This window comes from Rhodoferax sp. SPJ4 (genome assembly GCF_058216275.1).
Genome location: NZ_JBYZMN010000001.1, coordinates 100777 through 121472, shown reverse-complemented (window position 1 = coordinate 121472; position 20696 = coordinate 100777). Strand labels below are relative to the sequence as shown.

Annotated in this window: 20 protein-coding genes; 2 read left to right on the top strand and 18 right to left on the bottom strand. The window is 67.3% G+C overall.

The features are described 5' to 3' along the window. Window positions 1-3: 3 nt before the first annotated feature. The 7 genes from AC4BAR_RS00575 to AC4BAR_RS00545 form a co-directional block, all read right to left on the bottom strand. On the bottom strand, window positions 4-1185 hold the full coding sequence (locus tag AC4BAR_RS00575) for an acetyl-CoA C-acyltransferase (RefSeq protein ID WP_490625873.1): 1182 nt from the start codon (window positions 1183-1185) through the stop codon (window positions 4-6). Window positions 1186-1336: 151 nt separating this feature from the next. Then, window positions 1337-1828, bottom strand: a complete 492-nt coding sequence (locus tag AC4BAR_RS00570; RefSeq protein WP_490625872.1) for a hypothetical protein — start codon at window positions 1826-1828, stop codon at window positions 1337-1339. A gap of 2 nt (window positions 1829-1830) precedes the next feature. Then, window positions 1831-3669 carry a bifunctional isocitrate dehydrogenase kinase/phosphatase gene (gene aceK, locus AC4BAR_RS00565; RefSeq protein ID WP_490625871.1) on the bottom strand — a complete coding sequence of 613 codons (1839 nt, stop codon included), beginning with the start codon at window positions 3667-3669 and terminating at the stop codon, window positions 1831-1833. 33 nt (window positions 3670-3702) lie between these two features. Next, window positions 3703-4353 carry a carbonate dehydratase gene (can, locus tag AC4BAR_RS00560; protein WP_490625870.1) on the bottom strand — a complete coding sequence of 217 codons (651 nt, stop codon included), beginning with the start codon at window positions 4351-4353 and terminating at the stop codon, window positions 3703-3705. A gap of 31 nt (window positions 4354-4384) precedes the next feature. Then, the gene (locus AC4BAR_RS00555) at window positions 4385-5566 is read right to left on the bottom strand and encodes an isovaleryl-CoA dehydrogenase (RefSeq protein ID WP_490625869.1); all 1182 of its coding nucleotides are present in this window, start codon (window positions 5564-5566) and stop codon (window positions 4385-4387) included. A 30-nt stretch (window positions 5567-5596) separates the two neighbouring features. Then, window positions 5597-6031 carry a PaaI family thioesterase gene (locus tag AC4BAR_RS00550; protein ID WP_490625868.1) on the bottom strand — a complete coding sequence of 145 codons (435 nt, stop codon included), beginning with the start codon at window positions 6029-6031 and terminating at the stop codon, window positions 5597-5599. A 93-nt stretch (window positions 6032-6124) separates the two neighbouring features. Further along, window positions 6125-6538 carry a MerR family transcriptional regulator gene (locus AC4BAR_RS00545; protein ID WP_490625867.1) on the bottom strand — a complete coding sequence of 138 codons (414 nt, stop codon included), beginning with the start codon at window positions 6536-6538 and terminating at the stop codon, window positions 6125-6127. A 100-nt stretch (window positions 6539-6638) separates the two neighbouring features. Between AC4BAR_RS00545 and AC4BAR_RS00540 the strand changes: the two genes are divergently transcribed. Next, window positions 6639-7757 (top strand): MBL fold metallo-hydrolase, encoded by a 1119-nt coding sequence (locus tag AC4BAR_RS00540; RefSeq protein ID WP_490625866.1) that lies wholly within the window; start codon window positions 6639-6641, stop codon window positions 7755-7757. Between the two features lie 24 nt (window positions 7758-7781). Here the strand turns inward: AC4BAR_RS00540 and AC4BAR_RS00535 are convergent, their stop codons facing one another. The 11 genes from AC4BAR_RS00535 to AC4BAR_RS00485 form a co-directional block, all read right to left on the bottom strand. After that, the gene (locus AC4BAR_RS00535; protein ID WP_490625865.1) at window positions 7782-8699 is read right to left on the bottom strand and encodes a M48 family metallopeptidase; all 918 of its coding nucleotides are present in this window, start codon (window positions 8697-8699) and stop codon (window positions 7782-7784) included. 41 nt (window positions 8700-8740) lie between these two features. Beyond that, window positions 8741-9475 carry a lysophospholipid acyltransferase family protein gene (locus tag AC4BAR_RS00530; protein WP_490625864.1) on the bottom strand — a complete coding sequence of 245 codons (735 nt, stop codon included), beginning with the start codon at window positions 9473-9475 and terminating at the stop codon, window positions 8741-8743. 47 nt (window positions 9476-9522) lie between these two features. Then, window positions 9523-10116 carry a D-glycero-beta-D-manno-heptose 1,7-bisphosphate 7-phosphatase gene (gmhB, locus tag AC4BAR_RS00525; RefSeq protein WP_490625863.1) on the bottom strand — a complete coding sequence of 198 codons (594 nt, stop codon included), beginning with the start codon at window positions 10114-10116 and terminating at the stop codon, window positions 9523-9525. Between the two features lie 85 nt (window positions 10117-10201). Further along, window positions 10202-12322: a glycine--tRNA ligase subunit beta gene (gene glyS / locus AC4BAR_RS00520; protein WP_490625862.1), complete on the bottom strand. Its 2121-nt coding sequence runs from the start codon at window positions 12320-12322 to the stop codon at window positions 10202-10204. Window positions 12323-12325: 3 nt separating this feature from the next. Further along, entirely contained in the window at window positions 12326-13231 is a 906-nt protein-coding gene (gene glyQ, locus AC4BAR_RS00515; protein ID WP_490625861.1) for a glycine--tRNA ligase subunit alpha, read from the bottom strand. Window positions 13232-13324: 93 nt separating this feature from the next. Beyond that, window positions 13325-14914 carry an apolipoprotein N-acyltransferase gene (gene lnt, locus AC4BAR_RS00510; protein ID WP_490625860.1) on the bottom strand — a complete coding sequence of 530 codons (1590 nt, stop codon included), beginning with the start codon at window positions 14912-14914 and terminating at the stop codon, window positions 13325-13327. Next, window positions 14911-15780 carry a CorC family transporter gene (locus tag AC4BAR_RS00505; RefSeq protein WP_490625859.1) on the bottom strand — a complete coding sequence of 290 codons (870 nt, stop codon included), beginning with the start codon at window positions 15778-15780 and terminating at the stop codon, window positions 14911-14913. The genes lnt and AC4BAR_RS00505 overlap by 4 nt, the downstream gene beginning before the upstream one ends. 81 nt (window positions 15781-15861) lie before the next feature. Continuing rightward, window positions 15862-16602, bottom strand: coding sequence for a GNAT family N-acetyltransferase (locus tag AC4BAR_RS00500; RefSeq protein WP_490625858.1), 741 nt, complete (start codon window positions 16600-16602; stop codon window positions 15862-15864). Window positions 16603-16789: 187 nt separating this feature from the next. Then, window positions 16790-17722: an alpha/beta fold hydrolase gene (locus AC4BAR_RS00495; RefSeq protein ID WP_490625857.1), complete on the bottom strand. Its 933-nt coding sequence runs from the start codon at window positions 17720-17722 to the stop codon at window positions 16790-16792. Beyond that, on the bottom strand, window positions 17719-19332 hold the full coding sequence (locus tag AC4BAR_RS00490; protein ID WP_490625856.1) for a GMC family oxidoreductase N-terminal domain-containing protein: 1614 nt from the start codon (window positions 19330-19332) through the stop codon (window positions 17719-17721). Before AC4BAR_RS00490 ends, AC4BAR_RS00495 begins: the two co-directional genes overlap by 4 nt. An 18-nt stretch (window positions 19333-19350) precedes the next feature. Beyond that, window positions 19351-19857, bottom strand: a complete 507-nt coding sequence (locus AC4BAR_RS00485) for a hypothetical protein (protein ID WP_490625855.1) — start codon at window positions 19855-19857, stop codon at window positions 19351-19353. 74 nt (window positions 19858-19931) lie between these two features. Here AC4BAR_RS00485 and AC4BAR_RS00480 point away from each other — a divergent pair, with 74 nt between their 5' ends. After that, on the top strand, window positions 19932-20690 hold the full coding sequence (locus tag AC4BAR_RS00480; RefSeq protein WP_490625854.1) for an FFLEELY motif protein: 759 nt from the start codon (window positions 19932-19934) through the stop codon (window positions 20688-20690). Window positions 20691-20696: the final 6 nt, after the last annotated feature.

The window sequence follows — 20696 nt, the reverse complement described above, 5'->3', positions numbered from 1 at the left end:
GGGTCAGAGCAGTTCGATGGCCATGGCGGTGGCTTCGCCGCCGCCGATGCACAGCGTGGCCACGCCTTTTTTCAGGCCCCGGGCCTTGAGCGCGTAAATCAGCGTCACCAGGATGCGGGCGCCGCTGGCACCGATGGGGTGGCCTAAAGCGCAGGCGCCGCCGTTGACGTTGACCTTGTCGTGCGGGATGGCCAGCTCGGTCATCAGCGCCATGGGCACGACGGCGAAGGCCTCGTTGATCTCCCACAGGTCCACGTCGGCCACCGTCCAACCGGCCTTGGCCAGCAGCTTCTGGGTGGCGCCCACCGGTGCGGTGGCAAACCAGTTCGGCTCCTGGGCATGGGTGGCGTGGGCCACCACGCGGGCGATGGGCGTGCTGCCCAGCTTTTGCGCGGTGGAGGCCTTCATCATCACCAGCGCGGCCGCGCCGTCGTTGATGGACGAGCTGGAGGCGGCGGTGATGGTGCCGTCTTTCTTGAACGCGGGCTTGAGGCCGGGGATCTTGTCGAGCTTGATCTTTCCCGGGCCTTCGTCGATGGCAACCACCGTCTCGCCGGCGCGGGTCTTGACCGTCACCGGCGTGATCTCGGCGGCAAAGGCGCCCGAAGTGGTGGCGTTCTGCGCGCGCTGCACGCTGGCCATCGCAAAGGCGTCTTGCTGCTCGCGGGTGAAGCTGTACTTGGCGGCGCAGTCTTCGCCAAAGGTGCCCATGGAGCGGCCGGCCTCGTAGGCGTCTTCCAGGCCGTCCAGCATCATGTGGTCCATCACCCGGTCGTGGCCGATGCGGATGCCGCTGCGGCCCTTGGGCAGCAGATGCGGCGCGTTGGTCATGCTCTCCATGCCCCCGGCCACCAGGACCTCGTGGCTGCCGGCCAGCAGCATGTCGTGGGCGAACATGGCCGCACGCATGCCCGAGCCACACATCTTGCTCAGCGTGACCGCGCCCGCGCCCTTGGGCAGGCCGCCCTTGAACGCGGCCTGACGGGCCGGCGCCTGGCCCTGGCCGGCCATCAGGCAGTTGCCGAACAAGACCTCGGTCACCACCTCCGGCGACACACCGGCACGCGCCACCGCGGCCTTGATGGCGGCCCCGCCCAGGTCGTGGGCGGCCAGGCTGGAAAAGTCGCCCTGAAAGCCGCCCATGGGGGTGCGGGCGGCGCCGGTGATGACGATGGAGTCCGACATGGAGAGATCCTCTTCAGAAAGTGAACGGGTGGAACGGAGCGTTGCAGGGCCAGGCCCTTCCGCTCGCCAGTTTAGTTTACGTTTACGTAAACGTCAATCAACCCGACGGCGGCAAAACACCTCCACAGCGCCCGTGTTTGGGGGCTGCTGCTCAGCCCGGGTCCATGCGGGCCACGCCCTCTTGCGCGGCGATGCGCAGAATGTGTTGCTGGAACTGCGGGTCTTCACCCCGCAACAGCAGCGGCAGGGACTGGGCAAACCGCTCGCGGCGGCACCATTCGTGCATGAAGTCGTCCCAGCTGTTCCAGCGGCGTTTTTCCACCTCGCTCATGGTCTCGCTCCAGGCCACCAGGTAGGCCCGCTCGAACAGCGAGATCAGCATGTCGTAGATGACCAGGATGCGTTCGTTCTGCTCGGGCGTGGGGTTGGTCAGCGGCTCGTTGGTGCGCAGCCGCAGGTCGGGGTTGGCGAGCACGGTTTTCAGGAAGTCGTTGTAGGCGTCGGACAGCAGCTGGTAGGCGGCCTCCTCCTCGTTGTTGCGCTCCTTGCGCTGCTCCCACATGAAAAACACAATGCCCACCGGCAGGGCCAGCGTGGTGACCACAAAGCTCGCGAACTCCCAGAAGTCACGCACCGTGCCCATGCTCAGCTGCCGGTCAACTCGGCCGGCGAGGTGGTCAGGCTGTGGCGGATGTAGCGCTCCACGAAGCGGTGTTTGCGTTCGTAGGGGAAGACATCGTGCACATGGCCGGCGGCGATGCGGTCTTTGTGGCCTTGCCAGAAGGCCACGTCCAGCAGGTCGGCATGGTGTTTCATGAACACCTGGCGCACCGCCGGGTTGCCCAGCAGGAAGGGCCCAAAGGTCTCCGGGAACACGTCTTTGGGGCCCACGCTGTACCAGATCTCGCCGCTCATCTCGTCTTCTTCGTTGCGCGGCGCCGGCACCCGGCGGAAGTTGCAGTCGGTGATGTACTCGATCTCGTCGTAGTCGTAGAACACCACCTTGCCGTTGCGGGTGATGCCGAAGTTCTTCCACAGCATGTCGCCGGGAAAGATGTTGGCCGACACCAGGTCCTTGATGGCGTTGCCGTACTCGATGACGCCGCGCTCGATCTGCTCCTGGGCCCGCGGATCGCCCTTGGCGTCAAAGGCCTCCTGCAGGTAGATGTTGAGCGGGATCATGCGGCGCTCAATGTAGACATGCTTGAGGATGACCTCCAGCCGGCCGTCGCCGTCGCGGTCGGAAATCTCCAGCAGGCTGGGGGCAAACTTCTCGATCTCGGCGATCAGTTCGTCCTCAAAGCGATCACGCGGAAAGGCGACGTCGCTGTACTCCAGCGTGTCGGCCATGCGGCCCACCCGGTCGTGCTGCTTGACCAGCAAATACTTGCTCTTGATCATCTCCCGCGTGGTGTCTTTCTGCGGCGGGTAGTAGTCCTTGATGACCTTGAACACGTAGGGAAAGCTCGGCAGGTCAAACACCAGCATCACCATGCCCTTGATGCCGGGCGCGATGCGGAACTTGTCGGTGCTGTGGCGCAGGTGGTAGAGAAAGTCGCGGTAGAACAGGGTCTTGCCCTGCTTGGCCAGGCCCAGGCTGCTGTACATCTCGTTGCGCGGCTTGCGCGGCATCATGCTGCGCAGAAACTGCACATAGGCCGACGGGATTTCCATCTCCACCATGAAGTAGGCGCGGGCAAAGCTGAACAGCATCAGCAGGTCGTCCTCGCCAAACAGCGCCGAGTCGATCACCAGCTTGCCGTGTTTGTTGTGCAGGATGGGCAGGGCGAACGGCAGCTCGTTGAAGCCGTTGATGATCTTGCCCACCACGTAGGCGCCCTTGTTGCGGAAGAACAGGCCCGACAGCACCTGGAACTGAAAGTTGGCGCGCAGCTTGATCTGGTCGAAGCGGCCGTCCATGGCCTTCAGCACAAAACCGGCGTCGCGCTCCAGGTCATCGAACTCGCGGCGCAGGCCGTAGTCGCCAATCAGCTGCACCAGCGTGGACTGCAAGGTCTCGCGGGTCGGGTAGTAGGCGCGGTAGGTGGGCTTGGCCTCGGGCTCGCTGTTCTCGATGTACTCGGTGCTGACCACCGGCCGCACAAAGATGAAGTCGTTGTGGAAATAGCTGCGGTGCAGGATCTTGGTGGTGACCGAGTTGAAAAAGGTCTCGGCCAGCTCGGGCTGGTGGTGGTTCACCAGCAGCCCGATGTAGTGCAGCTTGACCTGCTGCCAGACCTCCATGGGCTGGTCGCCGCCCTTGAACTCGCGCTCCAGCCGGGTCGAGCATTCCTTGACCCGCAGGTCATAGAACTCGATGCGCTCGCGTTGCGCCCGCTGCTGGCCATGCCAGTCGGCCGTCTCGTAGCGGTGTTTGGCCCGCGCCGATTCGGTGCGGAACAAACGGTAGTGGCGGTTGAAACCGTCGATCATCGCCTTGGCGATGTCGTAGGCGATGGTGGAGTCAAGGGTTTGCGGAAACATGGCGCTATTTTGCGGCAGGCCCGCACCTGTGGCTCAGCCGGGCTGGACGCCCGCCACCGCAGCGCGGTGCACGCTGTCCAGCACGTCATTGCCGGTCACGGTCATGTGCAAGTTGCGGATGTGGCCGTCTTTCAGGCCATAACACCAGCCATGCAAGGTGAGCTTCTGGCCACGCGCCCAGGCGTCGCGCACCACCGTGGTGTGGGCCATGTTGACCACCTGCTCGATGACGTTGAGCTCGCACAGCGCGTCGCCGCGGGCCTCGGCGGGCATCCTGTCCAGCAGCGGCCGGTGCAGGTCGCGCACGTCCTGGATGTGGCGTATCCAGTTGTCGGCCAGACCGACACGGGTGTTGTTGAGCGCGGCCAGCACACCGCCGCAGCCGTAGTGGCCGACGATCATCAGGTGCTTGACCTCCAGCACATCGACCGCGTACTGCACGGCCGACAAACAGTTCAGGTCGGTCGGCACGACCACGTTGGCCACGTTGCGGTGCACAAAGACCTCGCCCGGTTCCAGACCGGTGATCTGGTTGGCCGGGACGCGGCTGTCGGAGCAGCCGATCCACATGTACTGGGGCTTTTGCTGCGCCAGCAGGCTGCTGAAAAAGCCGGGGCGGTCACGCTCCATCTGCGCAGCCCAGCGGCGGTTGTGATCGAAGAGGTGTTGCAGTTCGTCTGACATGGTCTGAATTGTGCCTTGGCGTTTTGGGGGATCAGCATGTTTCGGAGAACAACTCACGGCCGATCAGCATGCGGCGGATTTCGCTGGTGCCGGCGCCGATCTCGTACAGCTTGGCGTCGCGCCACAGCCGGCCCAGCGGGTACTCGTTGATGTAGCCGTTGCCGCCGAAGATCTGGATACCATTGCCGGCCATCTTGGTGGCTTCTTCGGCGCACCACAGGATGACCGAGGCGCAGTCCTTGCGGACCTGGCGCACATGGGCGGCGCCCAGCGCGTCGAGGTTCTTGCCAATGGTGTAGCAGAACGCCCTGCCCGCCTGCAGCACGGTGTACATGTCGGCCACCTTGCCCTGGATCAGCTGGAACTCGCCGATGCTCTGGCCGAACTGCTTGCGGTCGTGGATGTAGGGCACGACGTTGTCCATCACCGCCTGCATGATGCCGATGGGCCCGGCCGCCAGCACCGCTCGCTCGTAGTCCAGGCCGCTCATCAGCACCTTGGCGCCGCCGTTCAGGCCGCCCAGGATGTTGGCGGCCGGCACCTCGACGTTCTGGAACACCATCTCACCGGTGTGGCTGCCGCGCATGCCCAGCTTGTCGAGCTTTTGCGCGGTGCTGAAGCCCTTCATGCCCTTCTCGACGATGAAGGCGGTGACGCCGCGTGCGCCCAGCTCGGGCTCGGTCTTGGCGTAGACCACCATGGTGTCGGCGTCCGGGCCGTTTGTGATCCACATCTTGCTGCCGTTGAGCAGGTAGTAGCCGCCTTTGTCTTCGGCTTTGAGCTTCATGCTGATGACGTCCGAGCCGGCGCCCGGCTCGCTCATGGCCAGCGCACCCACATGCTCGCCCGACACCAGCTTGGGCAGGTACTTGGCGCGCTGGGCGTCTGTGCCGTTGCGCTTGATCTGGTTCACGCACAAATTGCTGTGCGCGCCGTAGCTCAGGCCCACCGAGGCCGAGGCGCGGGAGATCTCCTCCATCGCAATCATGTGGGCCAGATAGCCCATGTTGGCGCCGCCGTACTCCTCGCTGACCGTGATGCCCAGCACCCCCAGGGCGCCCATCTTGGGCCACAGGTCCATGGGGAACTGGTCGCTGCGGTCGATCTCGGCGGCGCGCGGCGCGATCTCGGCCTGGGCAAAGCTGCGCACCGCGTCACGCAGCGCGTCAATGTCTTCGCCAAGGTGGAAATTGAGGCCTGGGAGTTCGGTCATGTCGGTGTCCTTGAAGAATGGAGAAGGTGTTCAATAGGTTTGGGGCACGGCCATCAGCGTCTGCTGCATCACCGCGCAGGGCGATTCGCGGCCATCGGCGGCGCGGTGCACCACCTCGGCCTGGGTCACGATGAGCCGCTTGCCGGCCCGCAGCACCTGGCCCCGGCCGACCAGTTCGCCCCCCTGGAAGGCGGCCAGGAAATTGATCTTGTATTCCACCGTGGTGACCTCCATGCCCTCGGGCGCCTGGGTCAGGCCGGCATAGCCGCCGACGATGTCGGCCAACGCGCCCATGGCGCCGCCATGGAAGCCCCCTTGCTGCTGCGTCACCTTGTCGGAGTACGGCAGCACCACCTCGCAGCGGCCCTCGCCGGCCGAGACCAGGCGGGCGCCGAGGTGCTGCATCAGGCCCTGGCGGGCAAAGCTGGCGGCAACGCGCTCGTGGGAAGTGGGGGCAGTGTCCATGGGGCTGGGTGGGGGCCGGTGGGCGGCCACCCACGGTGGGTGAAAACGAAGCGCAGTCTAATTGACGTTTACGTAAACGTCAATTAAGTAGTTTCACGCAAGGGCCGCGCCGGACTTGCCTTTTTCCAGCCGGGTCAGCACCGCCTTGGCCTCTTTTTCATGGGCCCGCACCTCTTCCAGGTTGGCCTGCAAATCGGCCATCTGGGCCTCCAGCGCCTTGCGGTGGTCGGCCAGCACCAGCAGGAACTTCTTCAGCTGGGTGCCGGTGTCGCGCGGGCTGTCGTACATGTCGATGATGTCCTTGGCCTCGACCAGGCTCAGGCCCAGGCGCTTGGCCCGCAGCGTCAGCCGCAGCCGGGTGCGGTCGCGCCCGGAGTAGATGCGGTTGCGGCCGCCTGCGCCCTCGCGCGTGGGCTGCAGCAGCCCCATGTCCTCGTAGAACCGGATGGCCCGGGTGGTGAGGTCGAATTCCTTGGCGAGTTCGCTGATGGTGTAGGTGGTGGCCATGGTGGGTGGGTGACAGGGGTACGGAGGTGACAGGGCCGCTGGTGAGCCCGTCCCTACAATGCCCGCATTACATATGACGTTTACGTAAACGTCAACACCCATGAACAGCCTCGAACACCAGCTCCACTACCCGCATGGCAACACCCTGCCAGCCCCCGGCCGCAGCCTGGAAGTGGCGCCCGGTGTGCGCTGGCTGCGCATGGGCCTGCCTTTTGCGCTGGACCACATCAACCTCTGGCTGCTGCGCGACGAGCTCGATGGACGGCCCGGTTGGAGCGTGGTCGACTGCGGCATCACCCGCGCCGACACCCAGGCGCTGTGGGAGCAGGTGTTTGCCAACGAGCTGCAAGGCCTGCCCATTCTGCGCGTGATTGTCACCCACATGCACCCCGACCATGTGGGCCTGGCCCACTGGCTGTGCGCCCGCTGGCAGGCCCCGCTGTGGATGAGCGCCACCGACTACCACGCGGCCCGGCTGGGCTCGGTGGCCACCACCGGTTTTGGCGGCGAGACGGCGGCGCGCTTCTTTGCCGCCCATGGCCTGCGCGACGAGGCGGCGCTGGCCAGCATCCGGGGCCGCACCGGCTACTACCCCGGCATGGTGCCCTCGGTGCCCGACCGCTATGTGCGTTTGATGGACGGCGATGTGCTGCGCGTCGGTGACCACGACTGGCGCTGCATCAGCGGCTACGGCCATGCGCCGGAACACATCGCGCTGTTTTGCCCCAGCCTGGTCTGGCACCCTGGCCAGGGTGCGGACCCCGACCCTGCCTCCGAGGCACCACGAACGGGCCAGGGCGTGCTGATCGGCGGCGACATGATGCTGCCCCGCATCTCCACCAACGTCAGCACCTACGACACCGAACCCGAGTCCAACCCGCTGCGGCTGTTTCTGGACTCCATCGACAAGTTCGCCCCGCTGCCCACCGGCACCCTGACCCTGCCCTCGCACGGCAAGCCCTTCACCGGCCTGCACGCCCGCATTGGCCAGCTGCACGACCACCACCGCGACCGCCTGGCCGAGGTGCTGGACGCCTGCGCCGCCCGCCCCTGTTGCGGCCACGACATCCTGCCCATCATGTTCAAGCGCCCGCTGGACGTGCACCAGACCACCTTTGCCTTGGGTGAGGCGGTGGCCCATTTGCATGCGTTGTGGTACGACGGCCAGCTGCAACGCCGGCTGGACGCCGACGGCGTGTACCGCTTCAGTGTGGCCTGAAGGCCTGGCGGTGGTTGGGAGGCCTCAGTCCCACCGGGGCACGGCCGCGGCCCGCAGTTCGGCCCGCAGCGCCGGGTAGTCGGGCATCACGCTGCCCACTGTGGCCCAAAAACGCGGGCTGTGGTCCATCACCCGCAGGTGGGCCAGTTCGTGCACCACCACGTAGTCCAGCACCGCCAGCCGCAAATGCATCAGCCGCCAGTTGAGCCGGATGTGGCCGCGCGCGTTGGCGCTGCCCCAGCGGGTGCCGGCGCTGCTCAGCGCCAGCTTGTGCCACTGCACACCCAGCAAAGGGGCGTGGTGGTTCAAGCGTTGCTCAAACAAGCGCCGTGCCTGGCGCTGCAGCCAGGCCTGCACGGTCTGGCCAATCTGCGCGGCCGACGCGTCCAGCGGCAGGCTGACCCACAGCCGGTGGGGGCTGCTGGCCTCGTCCAGCGTGGCGCCGCGCGGCCGGGTCGGGTCCAGCACCACGGTGAGGGGCTGGCCCAGAAAGGGCAGCACCACGCCGTTGCACCAGGTGATGCGGGCGGCCGCCAGCGCGCCCTGGCGCAGCTGCACCTCGCCGAGCTTGCGCACCACCCAGCCGGCCTTGTCCTGCAGCGCGGCGTCGATCTCGCGCAGCGGCACCCGGTTGGGCGCGCTGACCACCAGGCCTTCGGGGCCGATGACAAAACCGATGCTGCGGCGGCGGGCCCGGCGCAGCAGATAGGCCACACGGGTGCCGTCCAGCAGCGCCTGGCGGTTGGCCTGGGGGTGTTGCAGTGCGGCGTCGGTGGCCACACCGGGTGCCGCCTGCGCGGCCTCGGAGATGGCCAGCGGCCGATGGGGGGTGACGTTGGGGGTGAAGGTCAGCGGCAAGGCCTGGTCGGCCGGCGGATCGGCCTGTTGTGCATCGCCGGTGGGCGCCCAGAACGCAAAGGCCAGTTGCAGCAGGCGGTTCATGGGCATGGCTCAGCGGCCCGGGGCGGGCGCGGTGGCCAGGTTCACTGGTAGGCCTCGGGGTCCAGGCGGCGCATCTCGGCCTCGATCCAGGCCTCGACCTCGGCCATCAGTTCCTCGGGCTCGCGGCCCACGCTGGGAATGGGCTTGCCAATGGAAAAATCCACAATGCCGGGGCGCTTGATGAAGGCCTTGCGCGGCCAGCATTTGGCCGAGGTCACGGCGATAGGGATCACCGGTGCGCCGGTGGCCACGGCCAGCTTGGTGCCGCCCAGCTTGTAGGTGCCCTTCTGGCCGCGCGGGATGCGGGTGCCTTCGGGGAACATGATGACCCACACGCCCTGGGCCAGCAGACGTTGGCCCTGCTCCACCACCTTGGCAAAGGCCTTGGCGCGCAGGCTGCGGTCGATGTGGATCATGTCCAGCCGGCCCATGGCCCAGCCGAAAAACGGCACGTAGATCAGCTCACGCTTGAACACATAGGCCAGCGGGTGTGGCATCAGCGTGGGCATGGCAAAGGTTTCCCAGGTCGACTGGTGTTTGACCAGCAGGATCGCCGGGCTTTTCTCGCCCAATGGCAGGTTCTCCATGCCGGTGACGCGGTTCTGTATGCCCAGGATGACGGTGCCGCCGGTGGTGGCCATGCGCAGCCAGGTGACACATTGCCAGTACAGCGTGGTGCTGTTGACCACCAGCGACGAGGCCAGCATGTAGAAAGACCAGGGGATCACCGTCACCAGCATCCAGAGGGCGTGCAGAACAGAGCGAATCAAGGGCATGGTGGCGGGTCTTGTGTGAAAGGGCGGCGCGGGACGGCAGGAAAGCTTCAGCCAGCCGGGGCGGCCGGGGGTGCCTTGGCCGCGGCCTCGCGGGCGATGATGAAGTCGGCAAAGGCCGGCAGGTCGGTGTGGATGCGGGTGCCCGCCGGGTAAGTGGGTGGCAACGGGTGGCCACGCAAAACCAGGCTCTTGCCGGTCAGCACCAAGTGCGGCTCGCAGCCGACGGCCACGCCGGCCTGCAGGTCACGCAGGCTGTCGCCGGCGGTGGGCACACCGGCCAGGTCGATGCCGTAGCGCTCGCCGATCTGCTCGAACAGGCCGGGCAGCGGCTTGCGGCAGCCGCAGGCCTTCTCGCCCTCGCCCGGGGAATGCGGGCAGTAGAACACCGCGTCGACCCGACCGCCCACCGCAGCCAGCGCCTTGTGCATCTTGCTGTGCATGGCGTTCAGCGAACCGACGTCGAACAGGCCGCGGCCCAGGCCTGACTGGTTGGACGCCACCACCACATGCCAGCCGGCATGGTTGAGCCGGGCAATCGCCTCCAGCGCGCCAGGCAGCGGCTCCCATTCCTCCGGCGACTTGATGTACTCGTCGCTGTCGCGGTTGATGGTGCCGTCGCGGTCGAGGATGGCGAGTTTCATAGGCCCCCACGCGCCGCACTGCGTGTCGGCGCTGCCCCCCGAGGGGGCTGGCCTGCCTTGGGGCGGCCCGGCGGCAATCCGCCGCTCATGCGACCAACCTCGACAAATCAGCCACGCGGTTCATCGCCGCGTGCAGCGTGGCCAGCAGCCCCAGGCGGTTGAGGCGCACGTCCATGGCCTCGGCATTGACCATCACGTCGTCGAAAAAGGCGTCCACCGTGGCGCGCAGCGCCGCCAGCGTCTGCAGCGAGGCGGCGTAGTCGCCCGCGTCGAACTGGGCGCGGGCCTGCGGCGTGACTTGCAGCACCGCCTTGTGCAAAGCCACCTCGGCCGGCTCCACCAGCAGCTGGGGGTTCACATGGGCGTCGACCGCATCGGCCTTCTTGAGGATGTTGCCAATGCGCTTGTTGGCGGCTGCCAACGCGGGCGCCTCGGGCAGCGCGGCAAAGGCACGCACGGCGGCGAGGCGTTTGGCCACGTCGCCCAGGCGCTGCGGGCGCAGGGCCAGCACGGCGTCCACTTCCTGCGCGCTGTAGCCCTGCTCGCGCAGGCTGCCGGCCAGGCGGTCGTAGACGAAGTCGGCCAGCGCAGCGGACGCGTCCGTGACCTTGTCGCCAAAGGCCGGCACGGCGCTGGCCAGCAGGCCGGCCAGGTCCAGCGCCAGGTCTTGTTCGGTCAGCATGCGGATCACGCCCAGCGCATGGCGGCGCAGCGCAAACGGGTCCTTGTCGCCGGTGGGCAGGTTGCCGATGCCGAACATGCCGACCAGCGTCTCCAGCTTGTCGGCCAGGGCCACCACCACCCCCACGCGGTTGCGGGGCAGGCTGTCGCCGGCGAAGCGGGGCTTGTAGTGGTCTTCGATGGCATGGGCCACGGCCTCGGGCAGGCCGTCGTTGAGCGCGTAGTAGCCGCCCATGATGCCTTGCAGCTCGGGGAACTCGCCCACCATGTCGGTCACCAGGTCGGTCTTGGCCAGCTGCGCCGCCAGGTCGGCCTGGGCCACCAGCGTGGCGTCACCCAGCTGCGCGGCAATCGCCATGGCGATGGTACGCACCCGGGTCACGCGTTCGCCCTGGCTGCCCAGCTTGTTGTGATAAACCACCTTGTCCAACCCGTCGACACGCGAAGCCAGGGTTTTCTTGCGGTCCTGGTCGAAGAAGAACTTGGCGTCGGCCAGGCGGGGGCGCACCACCCGCTCGTTGCCGCCAATCACAAAGCTGGCGTCAGCCGGGTTGATGTTGCTGACCACCAGGAACTTGTGGGTCAACTTGCCGGCGGCGTCCAGCAGCGGAAAGTACTTCTGGTTGGCCTTCATCGTCAGGATCAGGCATTCCTGCGGCACGTCGAGGAATTGCTTTTCGAACTCGCAGACCAGCACATTGGGCCGCTCGACCAGCGCCGTGACTTCGTCGAGCAAGGCGTCGTCGTCAATGGCTTTGGCACCGCCACCCACCTTCGCGGCGGCCGCGGCCAGCTGGCGCACGATCTCGGCCCGGCGCTCGGCAAAGCTGGCAATCACCGCACCGTCGCGGGCCAGCGTGGCGGCGTAGCTGTCGGCGTCTTGCAGCACCACCGGCGACACCGCCGCCTCGAAGCGGTGGCCCTGGGTGCTGGCGCCGGCCTTCAGGCCCAGCGCCTCCACCGGCACCACGCTGCTGCCGTGCAAGGCCACCAGGCCATGGGCCGGGCGCACAAAGCTCACGCTGCTCCAGCCGGGCAGCGCGCAGCCGCTTTCCAGCTGGTAGCTCATGACCTTGGGGATGGGCAGCTTGGCAATGGCCTCAGTCAGCGCCTTCTGCAGGCCCTCGGCCAGCGTCGCGCCCTGCACGGTGCTGTCGTAGAACAAGGCCTCGGCCTTGCCGTCGGGCGCGCGCTTCAGGCCGGCCACCGCGGAGGCGTCGGCGCCCAGCGCCTGCAGCTTCTTCAGCAGCGCTGGTGTGGCGTTGCCGGCCGCGTCCAGACCCACCGTGACCGGCATCAGCTTTTGCGACTGGGCCTTGTCGGCGGCCTGGGTGGCCACCGCGGTGATGTGGGCCGCCAGCCGGCGCGGCGAGGCAAAGGGGGTGAGCGTGGCGTCGGCCGCGGTCAGGCCCTGGGCCTTGAGCTGCTCGAACAACACGCCGGCAAAGGCATCGCCCAGTTTCTTCAGGGCTTTGGGGGGCAGTTCCTCAACAAAGAGTTCCACCAGAAGGTTTTGCGTGCTCATGTCTTAGGCGGCCTTCTTGCTCATCTGGTCGACCCATTCGCGCGGTGCCATGGGGAAGCCCAGGCGTTCGCGGCTGTCGTAATAGCTCTGCGCCACGGCGCGGGCCAGGTTGCGGATGCGGCCGATGTAGGCGGCGCGTTCGGTCACGCTGATGGCGCCGCGGGCGTCCAGCAGGTTGAAGCTGTGGGCGCACTTCAGCACCTGCTCGTAGGCCGGCAAGGCCAGCTGCTGTTCCATCAAATACTTGGCCTGCTTCTCGTGGGCGGCAAAGGCGGTGAACAGGAAGTCGGCGTCGCTGTGTTCGAAGTTGTAGGCGCTCTGCTCTTTTTCGTTTTGCAGGTAGACATCGCCATAGCTCAGCGTGTCGGTCCACTTCAGGTTGTAGACGTTGTCCACGCCCTGCAAATACATGGCCAGGCGCTCCAGGCCGTAGGTGATCTCGCCGGTGATGGGCTTGCAGTCGATGCCGCCCACCTGCTGGAAGTAGGTGAACTGCGTCACCTCCATGCCGTTGAGCCAGACCTCCCAGCCCAGGCCCCAGGCGCCCAGCGTGGGGTTTTCCCAATCGTCTTCGACGAAGCGGATGTCGTTTTTCTTCAAATCGAAACCCAGCGCTTCCAGGCTGCCCAGGTACAGCTCCAGGATGTTGGCCGGCGCGGGCTTGAGCACCACCTGGTATTGGTAGTAGTGCTGCAGGCGGTTGGGGTTCTCGCCATAACGGCCGTCCTTGGGCCGGCGGCTGGGCTGCACGTAGGCGGCCTTCCAGGGTTCTGGGCCGAGGGCGCGCAGAAAGGTGGCGGTGTGCGAGGTGCCGGCCCCGACCTCCATGTCGTAGGGCTGCAATAAGGCGCAGCCCTGGGCATCCCAGTAGGACTGCAGCTTCAAAATGATTTGCTGGAAGGTGAGCATGGTGGTGGCGTTGCCGCAATGGCCCGGCGCCGCCTGTCAGGCCGGCAACGCTCGGTAGCCCTTGATTTTACGGGGCTTCCGCCCCGTCGCCAGTCAGCCGCGCTGGCGCGACCGCAGGCGCCAGGCACCCAGTACCACCACCAGGGCCAGGCCCCAGAGCGGCCACAGCCCCAGCCGCGCCACCCACCACGCAAAAGGCGTGGTGCCGGTGCGGCCCTCGACCTCGGCCACCAGCACGCCACGGCGCAGCCGCGGCAGCGCGTGGGTGACCTCGCCATGGTGGTCGATGACCACGGTGGCGCCGGTGTTGGTGGCACGCACAAAGGGCCGCTCGAACTCCAGCGCCCGCATGCGGGCGATCAGCAAATGCTGGTCAATCGCCACGCTGTCGCCAAACCAGCCGATGTTGCTGACGTTGACAAACACCGTGGGCGCGACGGCCACATCGATGAAGCGCGCACCCAGCTCCTCGCCAAACAAGTCTTCGTAGCAGATGTGGGGTGCCAGCCGCTGGCCCTGCCATTCGAACGAGGGCTGGCCCACCGCGCCGCGGTTGAAGTCGCCCAGCGGGATATTCATCAGCTCGGTGAACCAGCGGAAACCCGGCGGGATGAATTCGCCAAAGGGCACCAGGTGGTGTTTGTCGTAGCGGTAGGGCTGGGCCTGGCCGGGCCGCAGGCCGATCACCGAGTTGGTGTAGCCCGCCTCGAAGCTGCCCAGCGGGATGCCCAGCAGCGCGGCATGGCGGGCGCTGCCGAAGCGCTGGGTCAGGGCCTCCCAATAGCCGGGCGGCAGCTGGTCAGGCAGCAGCGGCACGGCGGTCTCCGGCCCAACCACCAGCGCGGTGTCGGCCGCCAGCAGCTGCTCGCCATACCAGCGCAGCGCCTGCGGCACGCCGCTGCCAGGCTGGAACTTCTCGTCCTGCGGGATGTTGCCTTGCAGCAGCGTCACCGACAGCTTGCCGGCAGAGCCCGCAGCCTCGGGTGCCCAATGGCCCCAGGGCAGCTTGAGTGAGGCCGGCGGGGCCATGGCCAGCGTCACCACGGCCAGCGCCAGCAGCGGTGTGGCCAAGGCCTTGCCACGGCCCAGGGCCAGCAGCGCGGCCACAAAAGCCGCCAGCGCGCCGGTGCCCAAAGCCCCCAGCACCCGCGGCCAGCCCGACAGCGGACCGGCCAGGTGGGCGTAGCCGCCGGCACCCCAGGGAAAGCCGGTCCACAGGTCGTTGCGGGCCAGCTCGGCCAGCGTCCACAGGGCGGCAAACAGCAAGGCCTGGGCCCATGAAGGCAGGGTCTGGCGTTGCGCCAGCCGCACCCACAGCGCCGCCGCCAGCGCGTAGTAGCTGCCCAGAAAGGCCGCCAGGCCCAGCACGGCCAGCACCGTCAGGCCGGCATGGAGCCCGCCATAGGTGTGCATGGAAATGAACAGCCACCAGAAGGTGGCACTGAGCATGGCGGTGGCGTAGGCCCAGCCCCCCAGGCCGGCGCTGCGCACCGAAGTGCTGCGCTTGAGCAGCGCCACCAGCAGGGTCAGCGAGGCCAGCTGCAGCCACCAGACCGGCTGGCCGGTGGCCATGCCCAGCCAGGGCGCGGCCAGGGCGAAGGGCCAGGCGATGGCCAGCGCATGGGCCAGGCCGGCGGCGATGGCGAGCAACAACCCGCCGGGGCGCGGCAAGGGCCCGCTCATGCGGGCGTTTGCGGGGTGGGGTCGACCGCCACCTTGAACCACTTCACCGCCCCGCCCTTGGCGTGCAACACGGTGAAGCGCAGGCCGGCCACCTGGAATTGCTCGCCGCGTTTGGGCACATGGCCCATCTCGTGCGAGACCAGGCCGCCGATGGTGTCCACGTCGTCGTGCGCCAGGCTGACGCCAAAGGCCTCGTTGACGCGCTCAATCAGGGTGTCGCCACTGACGCGGTAGGTTTTGTCAGGCAGGCCGAAGATGTCGCCCTCGTCTTCGGCGATGTCGAACTCGTCCTCGATTTCGCCGACGATTTCTTCCAGCACGTCCTCGATGGTGATCAGGCCGGCAATGCGGCCGAACTCGTCCACCACGATGGCCAGGTGGTTGCGATTGCCGCGGAACTCGCGCAGCAAATCGTTCAGGCCCTTGCTCTCGGGGATGAAGACGGCCGGCCTCAGCAGCGCGCGGATGTTGAGCTCGGGCGCCCGCTGCAGTTTCAGCAGGTCCTTGGCCATCAGCGTGCCGATGATGTTTTCTTTCTGGCCCTCGAACACCGGAAAGCGCGAGTGGGCGGTGTCGATGACCTGGTGCAGCAGCTCGTCAAACGGTGCGCCGATGTCGATCAAGTCCATGCGCGGCGTGGGCACCATCACGTCGCCGGCCGTCATGTCGGCCATGCGGATCACGCCTTCGAGCATGGCACGGGACTCGGCGCCGATGATCTCGTTGCCTTCGGCCTCGACCAGCGTCTCGATCAGCTCGTCTTTGGAGTCGGGGCCGGGATGGATGAACTCGGCAATCTTCTGCAGGAAGCTGCGCTTGTCCTGGTGGGGCTCTCGTTCGGAGCGCCCCGGGTGAGGGTCTGACACGGGGGTGTGCGGTAGTTGAGTAACCCCGAGGATAGCGGATTGGCGTGACGGCGGGCAGTGCCTCACCGCACCCGGGCGGCCTCAGCTGCCCGACTTGTGCCGGCCTTCGCGCACGCCGCGCCGCACCTCTTGCAAGCTGGCCAGGAAATCCCAGAACTGCTTGGCCTGCACCTTCAGCCGGTAATCGGTCTGGGCGAACTGCTCCTCGACGATCTCGGCCACGCGGGAATCGAGGTCGGCCGGCGGCAGCTTCAGGTAGGCGTCGCTTTCCGAGCCGTGGCGCTCCACCACCGCGCCGGCGTTGCGGGCGATCTTCAGCATCGCGGTGTTCTCGCTCAGCGCGTGGATGAACAACAGGTCGACACGCTGGTTGCGCGCATGGATGACGGCGCGCTCGAACAAGCGGGCGCCGTAACCGCGGCCCCGGGCCTGGCGCAGCACCGAAACGCCGAACTCGGCACAGGCCTCGCAGTCGGGTGCGGTCGAGAACGCCAGATGGGCCACGGCGATCAGCACCAGGTGGCGGTTGTAGATGCCGAAGATGTCGTCGCGCTCGAAATCCAGCTGGTCCACGTAGTGCTGGATCTGTTCGTCGCTGGCGGCGTAGCCAAAACGCAGGTAGCGGTCGTCTGCGTCCAGCGCCAGCAAATGGGTGGCAATGCGTTCGCGGTGGCCCGGCCCCAGCGAGCGTATGGGCACCATCACCGGCGAGGGGGAGGCGTCGTGGCCAGAGGGGCCCTCGGGGTCGGACGCCGGCGCGGCACGAAACAGCTCCCGCCCGGCATCGAGGGAGGCTTTGAGGAGCGCGCTGGGTTTGACCATTCACCCATCCTAGGGTTTTTACTTAGGCACCACAACCCAATGGGCAAGGGATTTGCCCGTCATTTCCGGGTTTGACTCCAAATAAACCGTCATTTTCGTCACCAGCCATCGCCAGCAATGCAAAGCTTGCTATTGATGCAGAAGCAAAAAAATAGGCCCACAGGGTGCGTTCCAGCCATGGCACCGGCTAAACCGTGTGCGAATCGGCCAACCAGGCCAGCGTGGCGGCCCGCACATCGGCCCGCAAGGCCAGCGCCATGTGGCCCACCCCGGGCAAAAAGCGGTTGTCTGCCCCTGGCAGGGTGGCGGTGGAAGTGGGGGCCACGATGTTGTCGCCATTGGAGTGCCAGCAGGTGAACCAGCGGCCCAGGTCGGCCGGCTCGCTGGCGGCGAGCTGCTGCAGCCAGTCGCTGTGCTGGCGCATCTGGCGGGCGTTGGCACCGTGACCCAGCCGGGCCAGCCAGGTGCCGTGGTGGGGCGTGCCCAGCGTCACCACCCGGGCCACGGCAGGCAGGGACTCACCGGCCTGGCGGCGCTGGCGCAGCCAGGCCCGCGCCACCAGGCCGCCCATGCTGTGGCAGACCAGCAGCGGTGGCTGGCCGGTGGCGGCCGTCATTTGCTGCACGGCCCGGTCCAGTTGGGGCACGTAGGCGTCGATGGACGCCAACACGGGCTCCAGGCTGAGTGCCACACAGGCATGGCCGCGCGCCTGCAAGGTCTGCATCCAGGGCGCCCACAGGCCGCGGTTGCACAGAAAGCCGTGCACCAGCACCACGCCGCGCAAAGCGGGCTGGCCCGGCGCAGGCAACTGGTCGGCCAGCGCATGCTCACGAAAGGGCTGGCGCCAACCAAAGGTGACCCAGGCGGCCCAGCATTCGCTCAGCCAGGCCCTCAGCAACTGCCAGGGGGTGATGGCGGGCGATGGGTCGTGTCGGTTCAGCCGGGGCAGCAGCGCGAACTCGACCGCCAGCACCAACCCATGGACCCACAGCACGACCAGGGCCGCGAGCAGCGCCACCTGCCAGCCGTGGGACCACAGGGCCCAGGCGGTGGCCCCGGCCGCCAGCAGCAGCGTGCTGCACACCACGCGCTGCAAGCGGGCCAGCGAGCCCACGGTCACGCCAGCGCCACCTCGCGGCCGCTGAGCCGCTGGGCCAGGCCCTGGGCCAGCCGGTTGACGATGCCGTAGATCGACAGCTGCGGGTTTGCGCCGATGCTGGTGGGGAAGATGGAGCCGTCGTGCACCGACAGGTTGTCCACCTGCCAATGCACGCCGTCGGGTCGCACCACGCCCTGGGCTTCAGTGGCGCCCAGGCTGCAGCCGCCCATCACATGGGCACTGACCACCCGGGTCAGCAACGGCTGCATGGGCAGCTTGGCGATGGCTTCCTTGGCCTCGGCCCAGGAGCTGTAGGGCTGGGCCAGTTCGTGCACCGGCAGCACCTGGCGGGCGCCGGCGGCAAACTGGATCTCGGCCATGCTCAGCAGCGCACGCCGCGCGCCTTCCATCACAAAGCCGGTGAGTGGGTAGTCGAGCAGCGGTGAGCCGTCCTTGCGCAGGCTCACCGTGCCGCCGGGCGCCTGGTCGTTGAACCCGTCGCGCAGCAAGGCCAGCAGCACCTGGGCGTTGGGCAGCTGGCTCAGCAGCTGGGCCTGCTCTTTGCCGTAGCCGGGCAAGGTGGTGGCAAAAATCACCGGGTGCACCGGCGGTGCCTCCAGCTTGTAGCCCATGGGCCCGTCGATGGCCTGGGTTTGCAGAAAGTGGTCGGTGTACACCGTCTGTGGTGCGCCGCTCCAGCCATTGACCTTGTGCGGCATGACGCCAGCCGACAACACCACCGGATGCAGAAAGGTGCGTTTGCCCAGCCGGCCATGCGGGTCGGGCAGCTTGGAACGCAGCAGCAGCGCCGGCGAGTTGATGGCGCCGCCAGCCACCACGTAGTGCCGCGCGACGACGCGGCTCTCTGCGGCGCCCACCGGTGTGCCATTGCGGCTGACCGGCCGCACCAACAGGCCGGTGACCTTGTTGCCCGCCAGCTCAAAGCGCTCGGCCCGGGTCTCGACCCACAGCTGGGCGCCGCCGTCCAGCGCGGCCGGGATGGTGGTGACCAGCATGGACTGCTTGGCGTTCACCGGGCAGCCCATGCCGCAGGAGCCGAGGTTGGCACAGCCCTTGACGTTGCGCGGAATCACCGCACTGGGCACGTTCAGCTTGGTGGCGCCGCGGCGCAGGGCTTCGTTGTTCTCGTTCGGCGGCAGCGTCCATTGCGCGATGTTGAAGCGCTTCTCGGCCTGGGCGAAATAGCTGCCCAGCTGCTCGTGCGAGAAGTCGGTCAGCCCATGTCTGTCCTGCCAGTGCTTCAGCGTGGGCTCGGGGGTACGAAAGGAGCTGGTCCAGTTGACAGTGGTGGAACCACCGACGCAGCGGCCTTGCAGGATGGTGATGCCCTTGTCCGTGGTCTTGCGGCCGGCGCTTTCCTGGTACAGGTCGGGGTAGGCGATGCTTTCGATCTGCTTGAAATCGCTGCTGCTGCGCAACGGCCCTTCCTCGACCAGCACGACCTTGAGGCCAGCCTTGGTCAGCAATTCGGCGGTGACGCCAGCGCCAGCGCCGCTGCCGACGATGGCCACGTCGCACTCGATGCGGGCGGGCAGCGGGCCGTGGGGGCCGCCGAGGACTTTCCAGCCACGCTGCAGGCCGTCACGGATGGGATCGGGAATGGTGCTCATCAAGGAATCTCGTGCGGGTTACAGCGTCACCGGACCGGCGTAGCCCACTTGGGCCCAGGTGGCAGGGGCGGAGAAATAGGCGCCGTTCACCAGGTCGTGGAAGGCGTGGTAGACCTGCTGCCGCAGGCCCAGGCTGGAGGTGCGCATGGACTGCAGCTGCTGCTGCAGGCGCTCGGACGGCGTCTCGGCCCAGCCCGTCCACAGCCCACACAGCGCCAAGCGGCCGACCCGGTTCGACAGAACGGACAACAGCTCGGCGAGCTCGTCTTGCGTGGCGCCGGGCAGGCCGGCGATCAGGCCTTCGATTCGCAGCAGCAAGCCGTTCAAGGCGGCGCTGCGGGCGGCGGGTGCTGCGGGCAGGCTGCCGTCTAGGATGGCGCCGCCCACCGCCAGGAAAATCTCCCGGCCCGAGGCCGACAAGCGGCCTTGGTTCAGCGGCGACTCCCACTGGGCCACGGCCAGGCCAGCCAGCGCCAGGGCGATGCCGCTGCCGGCGCCCAGCTTCAACAAGGTTCGACGATTCATGCAACGACTATCGCACCGACTGGCGCGGGGCCACTAGAGCGAACGGTCTAGCGGGTATGGGCACAATCCCGTAGATGAATGCCACTGTCACAGCGCCCGCCGAGCAGATTCGTCTGGCCATGGCCCGGGTTGCCGGATTGCGAGCCCAGGCGCAGCACCAGGCCAACTTGGCCCACGGGGTGGCCACCGTCAAACAGCTGCAAAGTCAGCGTTTTGCCGGCACTTACGCCGACTTGCTGGCCGATGTCCGCTACGCGGCCGCGGCCCGCTTCTTTCTGGAGGAGTTGTACGGGGCCCGCGACTACACCGACCGCGACGCCCAATTCAGCCGCATTGCCAGCGCCTTGCAACGCCTTTTCCCCGAAGAGGTGGTGGGCACGGCGGTGGCGCTGGCCGAGCTGCATGCCCAAACCGAGGCGCTGGACTTGGCAATGGCCGAGCAGTGGCTGTCGTTCGACGGCCGGGCCAGCTCGGCCGCCAGCGCCTACATTGCCGCGTGGCGCCGCGTGGGCAGCGCGGCCGATCGGCAAGCGCAGCTGGACGGCGTGTTGCGCATTGGCCAGGAACTGGCGCGGCTGACCCGCGGTCGTGGCCTGCGCATGATGCTCAAGATGATGCGCGGCCCGGCGGCCGCGGCGGGCCTCGGTGACCTGCAGCGTTTTCTCGAATCCGGTTTTGACACCTTTGCCGCGCTGGGCAAGACGCCTGGCGGCACGGCGTCATTCCTCGCGACGATCGCGCAACGCGAGTCGGCGGGCTTGCAGCTGATGTTCGAGGCCCCACCAGACGAGGCCGAGGCCTGGTTCACCCAGAATCGGCCTTTACCGCCATGACCTTTC